Annotated in this window: 10 protein-coding genes; 4 read left to right on the top strand and 6 right to left on the bottom strand. The window is 58.3% G+C overall.

Annotated features, from left to right (window positions below; genetic code table 11):
• Positions 1-51: 51 nt before the first annotated feature.
• The 3 genes from B5525_RS34815 to B5525_RS34805 all read right to left on the bottom strand — a co-directional run bounded on the left by B5525_RS34815 (position 52) and on the right by B5525_RS34805 (position 4128).
• On the bottom strand, positions 52-795 hold the full coding sequence (locus tag B5525_RS34815) for an FkbM family methyltransferase (RefSeq protein WP_244567690.1): 744 nt from the start codon (positions 793-795) through the stop codon (positions 52-54).
• A gap of 35 nt (positions 796-830) precedes the next feature.
• Complete coding sequence (locus B5525_RS34810) at positions 831-2060, bottom strand: O-antigen ligase family protein (protein WP_172900037.1); 1230 nt, start codon at positions 2058-2060, stop codon at positions 831-833.
• A 421-nt stretch (positions 2061-2481) separates the two neighbouring features.
• The gene (locus B5525_RS34805) at positions 2482-4128 is read right to left on the bottom strand and encodes a glycosyltransferase family 39 protein (RefSeq protein ID WP_079570389.1); all 1647 of its coding nucleotides are present in this window, start codon (positions 4126-4128) and stop codon (positions 2482-2484) included.
• Positions 4129-4469: 341 nt separating this feature from the next.
• Between B5525_RS34805 and B5525_RS34800 the strand changes: the two genes are divergently transcribed.
• The 4 genes from B5525_RS34800 to B5525_RS34785 all read left to right on the top strand — a co-directional run bounded on the left by B5525_RS34800 (position 4470) and on the right by B5525_RS34785 (position 9214).
• Positions 4470-5624: an NAD-dependent epimerase/dehydratase family protein gene (locus B5525_RS34800; RefSeq protein WP_079570387.1), complete on the top strand. Its 1155-nt coding sequence runs from the start codon at positions 4470-4472 to the stop codon at positions 5622-5624.
• A gap of 108 nt (positions 5625-5732) precedes the next feature.
• Positions 5733-6629, top strand: a complete 897-nt coding sequence (locus tag B5525_RS34795; RefSeq protein WP_244567689.1) for an NAD-dependent epimerase/dehydratase family protein — start codon at positions 5733-5735, stop codon at positions 6627-6629.
• A 112-nt stretch (positions 6630-6741) separates the two neighbouring features.
• Entirely contained in the window at positions 6742-7482 is a 741-nt protein-coding gene (locus B5525_RS34790) for a glycosyltransferase (protein WP_172900036.1), read from the top strand.
• Positions 7483-7594: 112 nt separating this feature from the next.
• Positions 7595-9214 (top strand): ArnT family glycosyltransferase, encoded by a 1620-nt coding sequence (locus B5525_RS34785; RefSeq protein ID WP_079570383.1) that lies wholly within the window; start codon positions 7595-7597, stop codon positions 9212-9214.
• 1045 nt (positions 9215-10259) lie between these two features.
• Here B5525_RS34785 and B5525_RS34780 read toward each other — a convergent pair.
• The 3 genes from B5525_RS34780 to B5525_RS34770 all read right to left on the bottom strand — a co-directional run bounded on the left by B5525_RS34780 (position 10260) and on the right by B5525_RS34770 (position 13773).
• A complete protein-coding gene (locus tag B5525_RS34780; RefSeq protein ID WP_079570381.1) occupies positions 10260-10775 on the bottom strand; it encodes a MarR family winged helix-turn-helix transcriptional regulator in 516 nt (171 codons plus the stop codon).
• A 218-nt stretch (positions 10776-10993) separates the two neighbouring features.
• On the bottom strand, positions 10994-13285 hold the full coding sequence (locus B5525_RS34775) for a xanthine dehydrogenase family protein molybdopterin-binding subunit (protein WP_079570380.1): 2292 nt from the start codon (positions 13283-13285) through the stop codon (positions 10994-10996).
• Entirely contained in the window at positions 13282-13773 is a 492-nt protein-coding gene (locus B5525_RS34770; protein ID WP_079570378.1) for a (2Fe-2S)-binding protein, read from the bottom strand. The genes B5525_RS34775 and B5525_RS34770 overlap by 4 nt, the downstream gene beginning before the upstream one ends.
• Between the last annotated feature and the right edge of the window lie 11 nt (positions 13774-13784).

The raw sequence follows: 13784 nt of genomic DNA, 5'->3' as shown, positions 1-13784 counted from the left end.
AGCAGCAGGAAGCTGCTTGATTTGAAGGACAAAGGCAGGCGGGATCACACCTTAATTTCGGCGATCCCTGGTCCCAGGTCCGGAATCCACTTCAGACAGATTAAACGGGATCGTCGTTCCGATCGCTTCCGGTGGGAAAAATAGAAAATCTCGGTGGCCTCCCATCCCAAACTTGTAGTGCGGAACGGTGTCAGGATTGGAGTAATGAAGGTACGCACCCCCTAATAAAAGTACCCCCGAGTATCCGAGACTACGAAAAAAATGAAAAATATCCTGTGTTCTTTGATCTGTAACGGTACTCTCGAATTGTACGACAGGTCGGTGGCGTCGAATTGTCTGCGCGCCACCCAAAAACACGTTAAGTTCGTGCCCTTCCACATCGCATTTAATGAATTTCAATTTCGAGAATATTTCGTCGGCAATTGTGTCCAGCGTCGCGCTTCCGTCGCCGATTCTTTGCCGAGATAGGTTCATCTCCCCATCTAAATCCGATAAGGCGACATTCATCACTCGAAGATTGGACCAATCAAATCGAAGTTTCTGACGTTCGATGCCGTTTCGCATCTCTGGTTGCGTTTCAAATGCGATTACGTGGCCTGAAGGTCCGACTGCGCGCATCATCCAAAAACAATAGAGTCCTTTGTTTGCCCCGATATCCAAGACCGTCGCGCCCCTCAGATTGAGACAGATCATGGTTTTGATCTGAAGCTTTTCTGTTCGCAAACGATAACGTAGGCACCGAATTAAAAAATGCGCATTGTCGAGTAAAATCGATCGCGATGCCATATCATTCATTTTATGAGCTAATTTCAAGCTGGCTGCGGAGATCTTTAGCGATCAATGTTCGGTGGCGCTCGCTGCACAATGCCTCCAAGCAATCCCACAGCCAAGCAATACAGCATTCCCTGTGTGACGGTCGACAGGTGACTATTGAAAAGCGATCCGATGAAGTTCTGTATAACGACCGCCTGCCCCAACGCGCTTGCGAAACTACGGCCGATAAACATTGAAAAATGCACGGCCCACATAACGAGTAGTATAGCGCCGCCCGCCAGACCGACCTGAATAGCAATCGCAAAAAACTGATTGTGCGGGTCGGGCACAGCCTCGCCATATGGAGACGGTCTAGTAGCCTCGAGAGACTGATACAGCGATTTGGTGCTGCCGGTGCCGTGACCAAACAACGGGGCTTCCTTAATGAATTCGACAGCCTTGCTCCAGAAATCGAGCCGACTAGCTGTCGAGAGGGTTGGTTCCGAACTCCCTTTGTCACCGTCAACGGCATGTATATCGGTCGCAATCTCTGCCAAACGACGGTGTGCTGGAGCCGACGACCAAAGCGCAATTGCCACGACAAGTGCGATCGGAGCTGCGACCAACAAGAACCGTCTCCAACCCTCAGCATGGATTACAAATAGACCAACCAATGCAGCCGTCATAAGGACGCCGGTCTTCGAGATGAAAATCATGAAGATGTCCGCAAGGAATATTAATGCCAAGATAATCATTGCGGCTGCACGTCGCCGGTTGCCCCCAACCCACACGCGGACGCCTCCCAAGGCCAGCGCGAAAGCGCATAGCGCAAAACATCCGCTTTGAACGGCATTGTCTTTCAACGGCACACCGTCCATCGCGCGGCGGAAGGGAGGGGGGAGAAGTATGAAAAATGACAAAAACGAAAGGACCAGGACGACTAGACATCCCGCCAAAAACCCGTAGCCGATTTGAAGCGCCTCCCGGGGGGTGAAAGCACACGCCATCGCAACCGGAATGAGCAACAATTTTGCATAGTGAGTTACTCCCCCTCCGGGGGCAAACGGGGTCGGCGACCACGACATGCCAATCAATATTAGCAAAAATAGGCCAACCGGAACGCCCGCTGCGGGAATCGCGAAGGTGACCAGCCATTCTTCACGCTCTACAGTTAGAATGGCGAACAAAACGAAAATGGACAGTGCGATTGCTTGTCCGCTGGTACTCACGGGAATCATGAACGCGGTTGCTACCGCGCCAATCTGACGACCAATTAGTAGTCTTCCGGCTAAGCCCTTTGCGTTCATCTCATCACCAAATTGGGCGGTAGTTAACGGGCGGATCGTTAGCATAATCCTAGAAACGGAGAAGCTATTTTTCGGGCCAATACCATCGGCGATCAACGAAACTAAGAGAGATGCGGCTTGCTGCGGTGCATGGTCCTTGCGAAATGGGAGCCGTTCGCCGGCACCAACACGCTGCTGGTGCCTACGATCCAGCGTCGGGAACCTAGCGGACGTGGGCTACTATGGACGACGCCGTCTTTGTCGGTAAAATCCTGGAATCAACGCGGGAGGTCCCCGTGACGTTCCTGTAGAAATCCCTCATGCTGGTGGGTGTTCTCGCCAAACTCCGGCCCAACCAATCGCGCAAACGGTTAGCGCCAAGAGCGACATTATCTGTGGGGCTGGTCGGCTAAAACGATAAATGCTGGCACTATCCATGAGGCTACTCCGGAGCTTCACGATTGGCCGGAGGGACGATGAATACGTTCCATGTGGTCGCAGCGCCGGCAGACCCGCGAAAGAGTCGCCTCGTTGTGATCACCATCTCCTCTCCACCTGCTGCATTCCGCTTCATCCAGGCCTCGCATGCCTGCTGATTCCAGGCGCCGACTTCGCAGATGCCGATGAAGCCATATCGGTTCGCCTCGTCGAGCGACGTAAGCCCCGATGACCAGCTTTCATTCGGCGTTAGCGGCATCGGGTGATCGGGGCTATAGAATGTCATCGGCTCGCCGACATCGGTGGCGCCGGCGACCACCTTCCAACGCGAATGGAAGCGCCGATGCCACAGCTCCGTCAGCTCACGCGCGAGCTGCGAATGTGAGCCATAGGTGAACTGGCCGGTCGCATTGTGCAGCATCGTGATGGGAACGATCTGCGGCGCAGCGACCAGCACAAGCAGCGAAATCACCAGCCAGGTCGCAACGACTCGCACAAGCGCGGCCCGGCGCAGGCGCAATTGAGGAATCGCGACCACTGCCAGCGGCGTCAGGAAGAACAGCGAGATGCCCCAGTCAGTCTTGACGTAAATCGAGAAAACTAGCGCCCCGATCAGCGGACCGACGGCGACGATGCCTTGAACGATCCAGATATTCCGTGCCTGGTTCATCCGCACGTCTGAATTGGCATCGCGCGACCATGGTTGTGTGACGAAGGCGCGCGGATCGCGCTGCAGCAACATCCACCCGTGCGGGCTCCACGCCAACGCCACGGCGGCGACCACCAACGGCAGCGCGAGCAAAGCAATGTTATGCCCGATATAGCCCAGTACCAATTCCAGGCTCTGAATATGATTTGATATCGAATAGGTATCGCTGGCATAGGTGAACGGCGCGAAATCCACCTGCTTCAGCCAAATGAAGTGCGGGACCATCGCAACCACCAACGTCGCGATCGCGACCCACGGCGCTGGCGAGCGCAGGAACAGCATCCGCGCGGGATGAATCAGTGCCGCGAGGCCGATCGCGCCGATCATCGTCAGCACCCAGTATTTCGTCATCAGCGCCAGCGCGCCGGCAAGCCCGAGCCAGACGCCTGAACGAATCGTGCGTTTCTCGAACGCGTCCAGATAGGCGAGGACCACCAGCGGCAGCGTGACCAGCTGCAGCAGATCCGGATTGTACTTGAAGCCCTTCAAATTGAAGATCGGGTAGATCGCGAGCATCACCACTACAAGGAAGGCGCGGCGGCGATCGACCACACGCACGGCGATCGCCCAGCAGATCATCATGCCTGCACCGACCGTCACCATCGCCAGCGCATAGGTCGACCAGTCCGTGACCGGGAACAGCATGAACCAGAGGCCGGCGACCCATCCCGACAGCGGGGGATGCTTACCGTAGCCAAGCAGGAATTTCTGGCCCCAGGCAAAGGCCTCGGCGACATCGAAGTGCACATCCTGCGCCACCCGCAAACGCATCAGGATCAAGGTCCAGAACACCACGTGGAGGATGACGAAGCCCGCCACCAGCCACGGGCTTAATTTCTCGTCGCCCGCCCAGGCGACGAGGCGCGCGGCGCCGCGGCGGCCGATCGAGCGTATGCGCGAACGCGCGGCGGCGGCCAAAGAAACAGCTTCAGTCATAGCCATGGCGCGGCGCTTTCGGCATGCTTGAAGATTCGCTTTTTTTCAATGCTGTCCAATCGATGATCTGCCAGTTAACGTCAAACTAGGAAGCGCTGTCATATATGCATATGATTGCGACCAGCCAGACCAGCGGCCACTATGATTCCACAATTCAGAAATTCTGGAGAAACAATCGTCTGTCAGAAGGCCCCTACTCCATCCTCGCGGCTACCCGGGGATCGAGGGCGCCCAGTGGGGACGACAAGGGCGTGTGGGGAATGGAACTTTGTAGGTGGTCCTACCGATGGGATCCACCTCAGCACTCATCTCGGACATGGGGCAGCGAGATTGAGGGAGGAAGATTATTGAAAATTTTAATTCTTGGCGGCGACGGGTTTTGTGGCTGGCCTACGTCATTGCACCTTTCGGCGCGAGACCACGATGTGGTAATCGTCGATAATTTGTCTCGTCGCAACATCGACAACGAGCTAGAGGCATCGTCGCTTACGCCAATCCGGCCGATCGGAGAACGTATTCGGGCTTGGAAAGAGATAACCGGCAAGGTTACTTCCTTTTACAATTTCGACGTCGCCGAGAATTATCATCGCCTTTTGACGCTCATTGCTGAGTGGCAGCCGGACGCTATCGTGCATTTCGCCGAACAACGCGCGGCGCCCTATTCAATGAAGTCATCGTATCACAAGCGTTACACGGTCAACAACAATCTCAATGCCACCAACAATCTTCTCGCCGCGATCGTCGAGGCCGGCGTGGACAGCCACGTCGTTCATCTTGGTACAATGGGGGTTTACGGCTATGGCGCCGCCGGGATGAAGATTCCGGAAGGCTATTTGCCGATTAAGGTGGAGGAGGGCGGTAAAGTCATTCATCGGGAGATTCTTTATCCGGCCGATCCTGGCAGCATCTATCATCTGACCAAGACCCAAGATCAATTGTTGTTCGCGTTCTACAACAAAATCGACGAGGTTCGCGTCACCGACTTGCACCAAGGCATCGTTTGGGGCACGCAAACTGAAGAGACGTCACTCGATGAGCGGCTCATCAATCGGTTTGATTATGATGGTGATTATGGAACCGTCCTCAATCGTTTTCTCGTGCAGGCAGCCATCGGCTTTCCGTTAACCGTACATGGCACAGGCGGTCAAACGCGGGCGTTCATCAACATTCAGGATACCGTTCGTTGTATCGAGCTTGCGATTATGAACCCGCCTCAAAAAGGCGAACGTGTGCGCATCTTCAACCAGATGACCGAGACCTTCAGGCTCATCGATCTGGCGGAGATGATTTCCGGATTGACTGGGGTGCCGATTTCGCATGTGCCCAATCCGCGCAAAGAGGCGGACACTAACGACCTGTACGTCGAAAACCGTAGTCTTATCGGCCTCGGCCTCGAGCCGATCATGCTCAACAGTAGCTTGCTCGGGGAGATCAGGGAAATCGCGAAGAAGTACGCAAGCAATTGCGACCGTACAAAGATTCCTTGTGTCTCGAAGTGGTGATACGATTGCTGCGCAGTTCCCCGATCAATGCTTCATTCGAGATCTACTAGCATGCGCGTACTTGTAACGGGCGGAGCCGGCTTCATAGGTGCTAATCTCGTACAGCATTTGTCGGCCAACAGCGCCTACGAGGTCGTCGTGCTTGACAACCTCTCGGTCGGGCAGCAGCGTCCCAGCTTTCCGCGCGGGGTACGGTTCACTTGCGGCGATTTCACCGACAGAGCCACGATGACGGAATGCCTGCAAGGCGTCGATACCGTCGTACATCTTGCGGCCCTGTCCGGTGTTATCGCTTCCGTTGAAGATCCGCGTCCCAGTTTCGAAGTCAATGTTGCTGGTTCATTCCATTTGCTCGAATTGGCCCGCGCCGCAGATGTTCGTCGCGTCATCAATGCTTCGACCGGTGGCGCCTTGCTTGGCGAAGCAGCGTCGCCGATCTCGGAAGAGATGGCACCTTGTCCGCTCTCTCCCTACGGCGCCTCCAAGCTTGCTGTGGAGGGTTATTGCTCCGCCTTTGCCGGCGCCTATGGACTCTCATGCGTGACGTTGCGCTTTTCGAACATCTACGGTCCGCGCTCGGCGCACAAAAAGAGCGTGGTGGCCGCCTTTATCAAAAGCATCATTCGCGAGGAGCCGCTCGTCGTCTACGGCGACGGCACCCAGCAGCGCGATTACCTTTACGTCGGCGATCTGGTGCGCGGCATCGAAGCGGCGCTCAAGCGGGAGCTCACCGGCGTTTACCAGCTCGGCTGCGGACAGCCGACATCGCTCCGCACGCTCGTCGCAACGCTCAAGAAGGTTTCCGGACGCGATATCCGGGTTCATTGCGAAGCTCGCCGCAGCGGCGAAGTTCACTCGACTTGGTGTAATATCGCCAAAGCGGCGAGCGAATTCGGTTACAATGCTCCAACGGACCTCGAGGCTGGCTTGCAGACAACGTGGAACTGGTATCTGGAGAACCGCGAGATCTGGGTGCGGCGGCAGGCTTGGTCCGCTTCGGATTGACGGCGGCTGATTGGAAGTAGCGATGCTGACAAAAGTGTCATCGGGAACGCCAGCCGCCGGGGAACTGCCGCTGTCGATCGTAATCCCGGTTTTCAATGAGCAATCCATTTTGATGGCGAACGCCGAGGCGCTGGCGAACTATCTCGATAACCTGCTCGGCGCTGACAATTGGCTTTATGTCTTTGTCGACAACGGCAGCACCGACGGAACCCCGGCTTTTCTCAGCCACATTGTCGAGCGTTGGCCGCTGTCGCGCGTGGTCAATCTCGAGAAGCCGAACTATGGTGCTGCGCTCAAGGCAGGCCTGCGCTCCACAACAACCAAATGGGTCTACATGCTCGACATCGAGCAGTGGGACCTTCCGTTCATGACCTGGGCTTGGAATAATCGCCACCAATATGACCTCTTCATTGCCTCCAAGCGCGCCGACCCGACGTTGAATTTTCAGCGGCCGTACCGCAGGTTTCTGAGCGCCGGCCTGAACGCCGCCCTGCAGGTGTTGTTTGGCTACAGTGGGACGGACACGCACGGGCCGAAGCTGCTCAATCGCGAGTCGCTAAATGCCATCATAGCGAATTGCGAGCTCGATCGCGGCCAGTTCGATACCGAACTGGTCCTACGCGCCATGCGCAACTGCAAGCGCCTGGTTGAGGTTCCCGTGGAGTACAGGGAATCTCGGCCGCATCGCAATTTGATGATCAAGAAAATTTATTGGAATCTGATCGCACTACGCCGGCTGCAGCATGTTATGCGGGACGTGCCGTTCGAAGGTGCGGTCCGATACTACCGCTTCGCGCGTGAGGATGTCCTGGCGCAGCACCAGTTCGCCCAACGAGAGTCTGACCTTGTTTAATGCAGCGCAACTGCGCTCTCGGCTTTGCGCGCTGCCGCGGACCTTTTGGCGGACAAAGGGCCTTGCCTCGGTTTTCGATTTTGCCGTGAGTTCGAACCGGCGGGCAGTTTTTATGCTGGTCATTGCCTCGCTGATCGCTTTCCTGCCCGGCGTATTCCAGATTCCGCCGATCGATCGCGACGAGCCGCATTTTGCCCAAAAATCCAAGCAGATGATCGAAACTGGCGACTATGTTGACACCCGCTTCCAAGGCGAGGCGCATTACACCAAGCCAGTCGGCATGTACTGGCTGCAGGCGGCCACGGTGAAGACGGCTGAAGCGTTCGGCGTTCCGGATGCGCGTCTCACCATCTGGCTTTACCGGCTGCCGTCGCTTTTCGGCGCCGTCGGCGCTGTGTTGGCAACCTACTGGTGCGCACTCGCCTTTGTCGACCGGCGCGGCGCGGCGCTGGCCGCTTTGATGATGGTGGGCTCGATCCTGCTCGGCGCCGAAGCCCGGCTCGCGAGAGCCGATGCTATGCTGCTTTTTACAGTAGTCACCGCGATGTCGGTGCTAGCGCGCGCATATTTATTCTCGCGCGACGATAAGGTCGCGCGACCTGGATGGGCGCTGCTTGCGGTATTTTGGACCGCACTCGCGGCCGGAATTCTGCTAAAGGGGCTCGTGATTGTCATGATCGTTGGCCTCACGGTGGCGACACTCTCGATCATCGATCGCTCCGTACGCTGGGTTCAAGCGCTTCGCCCGCTTTACGGTGTCGTCTGGCTTGTCGTTCTCGCCTTACCGTGGTTCATCGCGATCTACGCCCGCACAGGTAATGCCTTCCTCCTTGATTCCGTGGTCCACGACACTCTGGGTAAGATAGCGAATTCCCAGGAGAGTCACGGCGGGCCGCCGGGATACTATGTGGTCCTGTTTTTTGCGACCTTCTTTCCTGCCTGCATTCTGGCGGGATTGGCGGCACCAGCGGTATGGGCTAAGCGGCGAGAGATGCCAATTCGCTTCCTCTTGGCATGGCTGGTGCCCTCATGGCTCGTGTTTGAATTGTCCGTGACCAAACTGCCACATTACGTGATGCCATTGTATCCAGCCATCGCCATCCTCACCGCCGGAGCGGTCGAGGCGAAAGCGTTGTCCCGGTGGCGCTGGCTCAAACCCAACATCATTTGGTGGTTCGTCGTCCCGATTCTCCTCAGCATCACCGCTGTTGCAGGCGCGATCGTGATTAACCACGACATCGTCCTTCCCGCTTGGCCGTTCTTCGCCGCTGCGATCGTCTGTGGTTTCTTGGCTTGGCAATTGTATGATGACGACGGTGCCGAGCGAGCGCTTATGCGCGCTACGGCGGCAATGGTGCTGATAAGCATCGGCGTTTATTCGATGATCCTGCCGACGCTTGGCCCGCTGTTCCCGAGTGTGGCGCTCGCTGGCGTGCTGCGCGAGTCCGGTTGCACGCATCCGGTCGCCGCCAGCGCCGGGTACGGCGAGCCGAGCCTCGTCTTTCTCGCCGGCACCGAAACCCATTTCACCGATGCGTCAGGAGCGGCAGACTTGCTGCGCGAGGGCGACTGCCGTTTTGCCTTCATCGAAACGCATCAGGAAAGCGCTTTTGCCCAGCGAGCAGAAGCGATTGGGGTGCGCTATGAACGCGGACCGCGTGTCGAGGCATTCAACTTCAGCAAGGGCCGGCCAATCACCATCGCCATCTTCCGCTCGGCAGGTGAACCGTGACCGTGCTCGAGATTGAGCCAGAGTTTACAATACGACGCGTGTAACGCGTTGGACCTCAAGAAGATCCGGAGGCATTTCCAGCTGCATAAAGTGAAAAGAATCGGCGGATTCCTACGCCGCACCGGGCGACTGTTCGAGGCGCGACCGCTTCGGCATGCGGAGTTCATGCAGCGAGATATTTCGCGACCATTGACGCAAATTCTCGCGGGGCGGGACCTTCCGCAAGGATGGGCGCATGGTTCACGACATGCTCCGGAAAGGCATCAGGCGTTCGTGGGCTCCTGAGGGCACCCATATGGCTGGGGCTCGCCGCCGTCGCTGTGGGCGCCTCGAGAGCCCTTTTGGGCGCCGTCAGGCTCCGGCCGCCCGATCCGAGGGCGTCCTGATGCGCCTGAGCACCCCTGACTACTGCGGACTACGTGGAGAAGGTTCGATCCCAGTTCCTCTCCCTCCGCCAGATTGCCGAAGGCCGCGTATTCTCCGGGTGAACTCGGGGGCAATTAAGCCAGTAACAGCAGCGATTTCTCATTTGAGCTTCGGACTCCCTATCGGCAGAGTCGGCCTATTGTTCTCCGAAAGGTCCGTTTCTCTCCGAAGCTCTGGACTCCATCCATTCGGTACGGTTCTCGAAATTCGAACGTTCGGAGTTACTTATGAACTTCAGCGGAAAGAGGTTCTGCCGCTTCTCTCGGGCAGGCGAGAGCGTCCGATTTCTAACTCGCCATATTGAGGTTCGAATCCTCCCGCCCCAGCCAGCCAGTCCTCCGTTCCGCCCGGCGCCAGAAGAGACGCGCGAATGGCCCGGAAATCCGAGCTTTTGGCGACTCCGAGGTTGTCTCCAGACTCGCCGTTCGCAGGTGTTTAGGCGGAATCGGCAAAAGTCTCCGGCCCAAATACGAAATGTTCCCGTTTCGCGGAGACTACGGTTCGCTTGAGGCGCTTTCCTCAACTGATAGCGTTAGAGAAGGAGAATTCCGTAAGCTATTCGGGGCGTCACACACGAACGAAATTGATGAGAAGGCGTTGAAACGATAGTTCAGAAAGCTCACTCTGACACCTTAACAGGATTGGTCCTCGTTTCCTTCGGTCCGGCTGAGCTTACGAAATGGTGAAGCCGATCCTTCAGATCGAATAAATCCGCTAAAGGCACGTTTAGAAAGCAGTAGAACTCGCCCAACATCTGTTCGGTCCGCTTCCGAAGCGAAACCCCCTTCGCTGTTAGATCGACGAGTACGCGTCGTTCATCGGTGGGCTGCCGGCGTCGGTTAACGAATCCCTTTGTCTCGAGCCGCTTAAGCATCGGCGAAAGCGTGCCAAAATCCATGCGTAGCATTGAGGCGAGGTCTCCCACGCCTTGGGGGCCACGCTCCCAAAGCACAACGAGAACCAGATATTGGGGGTAGGTCACGCCGAGCTTTTGAAGGAAGGGTACGAACAGTCGCGTCATGTGGTTGCTGGCGGCGTAGAGCGCGAAGCAAAGATGGCTGTCGAGCCCGGGCATTTCCATTGGCGCAATGGGACTTTGAGCATTCAGGCTTTTTCTTCTTACTTCGCGTCGCATAACATGGAATTCCCTGATAACTGCCAACAACCGCTTGAGAATATATGGATACCACTTCTCATTGGACCGCCGTTCCGCTGTTTATGCGAAAAACGGTATCATTCTGCATTAGTTGAACGAAATCGTACCGTTAGCAGTCTAAGCCATGCAAGTCGCGGACAAAAAACCGCCGGGGAATTTCCCCGGCGGATCGTTTCGCACCGCAATGCGCGGCTGCCTTAAGCCTTCATCGCCGCCTTCACTTGCTCTGTCGTGATTGGCAGCGCGCGGACGCGGGCACCGACCGCGTTGAAGATGGCGTTGCCGAGCGCGGGCGCGATCACCGTCACCGCCGGCTCGCCGACGCCGGTGGCTTTGTCGCCATTGGCGATGACGCTGACGGCGACTTCCGGCACCTGGCTCATCCGCAGCGGCGTGTAGGTATCGAAGTTGGTCTGCTCGATACCGCCGTCCTTCAGCGTCGCCTTCTCATACAGGGCGAGCGAAAGTCCCCACAACGCCGCGCCCTCGACCTGGGCGCGGATGTTGTCGGGATGCACCTGGGTGCCGACGTCGGTGGCCACGGTCAATTTCTTGACCTTGACCTCGCCTGACGGCGAAACGGCGACATGGGCCACGCAGGCGGTCCAGCTTGCGGTAGCGCGTTCCTGCGAGGAAACGCAGGCCACGCCCATGCCTTCGCCCTGCGGCAGCTTCTTGGTGCCGTAGCCGGACATGCCCATCGCCGCCAGCAGGGTGTTGCGCAGGCGTTGCGCACCACCGTCGTTCTTGCCCTTGCCGTCGAGCATGTCGATACGATACTGCGCGGGGTCCTTGCCGACCGCGTGTGCAATTTCATCGACCATGCTTTCGACCGCCCAGAAGGTCCAGCCCGGCGCGACCGACCGCAACTGACCCGACGGGGTGGCGCTGTGCGCCATCTCGTTGAGGATGGCGCGGACGTTGTGATTGGGCACGGAATAGAAGAAGTCCGCGCCGTTCACGGTGAACGCATCGAGCGCGCCTTTCTTGTCGACCGAAGGCGACAGGAAATCCGGGATGCCCCAGCGTTTGGTCGGCCATGCGCTGACGACGTCGTGATTGAGCGCCACCAGTTTGCCGTCGCCGTCGATACCGGCCTTGACCTTCTGGAACGTCAGCGGACGCGAGAAGTCCATGGTCATGTCGTTTTCGCGGCTGTAGATGACCTTGACCGGTTTATCGACGGCCTTGGCCGCCTGCACCGCCGGCACCATCATGTCGGCGTCGAGACGCCGGCCGAAGCCGCCGCCCAGCCAGGTCTGGTGCATCACGACGAATTTGGGATCGACCCCGGCAGCGCCCGCCGCGATCGCACCGGAGCGCGTCGCGAACTGGTTGCCGGAATAGATGTGCCAGATATCGCCCTTGAGCTCCGCCGTGGCGTTCATCGGCTCCATCGGAGCATGGATGTTGATGTTGGTGGTGTACTCCGCCTCCATCACCCTGGCCGCCGTGCCGAACGCCGCCGCGGTGTCGCCGTCCTTGACGAAGAACAGCCCGGAATCGTCGAGTGCCTGCAGCCGTTTGGCTTCGGTGAGCAGCGACTCGCTCGACAGCTTGGCGTTAGGCCCGCCGTCATAGCTGATCTTCAGCGCGTCCGCCGCCTTGCGGGCGTTGGCATAGGTGTTGGCCACCGCCACCACCCAGCCCGTCGTGGTCGCGGTCTTGTCGTCGAGGATGACGGCCTGGATGAAGCCCGGCACCTTCTTTGCTGCGCTGTCGTCGACCGATTTGACGGTAGCGCCATAGCGCACCGGCGGCGTCACGACCTTGCCGTACACCATGCCCGGCAGCATGGTGTCGATGCCGTATTTCGCCGTGCCGTTGGTCTTGGAGGGAATATCGAGCTGCGGCACCGACACGCCGATCATGGTGTACTGATCCGGCGTCTTGAGCGTAATCGCCTTGAGTTCGTCGGGCGTGAACGTCTTGGTGATCTTGCCGCTCTTGACGATGTCGGCGAACGTCATCGACTTCTTCGATTTCGAATGCGAGATCGCGGAGTCGCGGACGACCAGTTCGGATGACGGTACGCCCATCGCGGTAGCGGCGGCGTCCGTTAATGCCATGCGTCCCGCGGCACCCGCGCGGCTCATCGCATCGAAGTTCATCATCGTGCTCCAGCTGCCGCCGGTAATCTGCGCGCCGAGCACGGGGTCGTTGAACTTCGGATCGTTGGAGGCGAGCTGAACCCGCATGTCCTTCCAGTTGGCGCCGAGCTCCTCGCTGATGATCTGCGCCATGGTGGAAGCGATGTGCTGGCCCATGTCGGCCTTGCCGCAGGTGACCGTGACGATCCCGTCCGGCGCGATCGAATACCAGACGCTGGGATCGAAATTGGAGGGCGCGGCGAGCGCCTGATCGGCGCCGAGCAGGCCGGGAACGCCGGAATAGCCGAGCGCGAGGCCGGCGGCGGCGGTGCCGACGAGGAACGAGCGGCGGCTCAGATCGGCCGGCTCATTTTGGGTGATTTTCACGTGCTTATTCATGTTGCCCTCCGCTCGGTGCCGGCGTTGGAGGCGGCGCGCATTTCGATTGCCGCACGCATGATCGCCTTCTGAATGCGCGAATAGGTCATGCAACGGCAGAGATTGCCGTCCATATGCGCCACCACTTCATCCTTGGTCGGGTTGGGGTTCTTGGCGAGCAGCGAGGCCGCCTGCATGATCTGTCCGGACTGGCAGTAGCCGCATTGCGGAACCTGCTCGGCGATCCACGCCTTCTGCAGCGGATGGTCGCCCTTGGCGCTGAGGCCTTCGATGGTGGTGATCTTCTTGCCGGCGACGTCGGAAATCGCGGTCTGGCACGACCGCACCGCCTCGCCGTTGACGTGGACCGTGCAGGCACCGCACAGCCCGGCGCCGCAGCCGAATTTGGTCCCGGTCATCTGCAATTGCTCGCGAATGGCCCAGAGCAGCGGCGTATCGGGTGCCGCCTCGACGGACATATTCCGTCCATTGATGTTCAAGGTGGTCATGTTTCCTCCAA

It is taken from the genome of Bradyrhizobium erythrophlei (assembly GCF_900129505.1).
GTDB classification, from domain to species: Bacteria; Pseudomonadota; Alphaproteobacteria; order Rhizobiales; family Xanthobacteraceae; genus Bradyrhizobium; species Bradyrhizobium erythrophlei_D.
Note: the sequence above shows the minus strand (reverse complement) of the source record. Positions and strands in the feature narration are given on the sequence as shown.

Coding starts and splice junctions, on each gene's coding strand:
- B5525_RS34790 (WP_172900036.1), top strand. CDS start 6,742: ATGGCGAACGCCGAGGCGCTGGCGAACTATCTCGATAACCTGCTCGGC.
- B5525_RS34770 (WP_079570378.1), bottom strand. CDS start 13,773: ATGACCACCTTGAACATCAATGGACGGAATATGTCCGTCGAGGCGGCA.
- B5525_RS34780 (WP_079570381.1), bottom strand. CDS start 10,775: ATGCGACGCGAAGTAAGAAGAAAAAGCCTGAATGCTCAAAGTCCCATT.
- B5525_RS34805 (WP_079570389.1), bottom strand. CDS start 4,128: ATGGCTATGACTGAAGCTGTTTCTTTGGCCGCCGCCGCGCGTTCGCGC.
- B5525_RS34815 (WP_244567690.1), bottom strand. CDS start 795: ATGAATGATATGGCATCGCGATCGATTTTACTCGACAATGCGCATTTT.
- B5525_RS34775 (WP_079570380.1), bottom strand. CDS start 13,285: ATGAATAAGCACGTGAAAATCACCCAAAATGAGCCGGCCGATCTGAGC.
- B5525_RS34810 (WP_172900037.1), bottom strand. CDS start 2,060: ATGAACGCAAAGGGCTTAGCCGGAAGACTACTAATTGGTCGTCAGATT.
- B5525_RS34785 (WP_079570383.1), top strand. CDS start 7,595: ATGCTGGTCATTGCCTCGCTGATCGCTTTCCTGCCCGGCGTATTCCAG.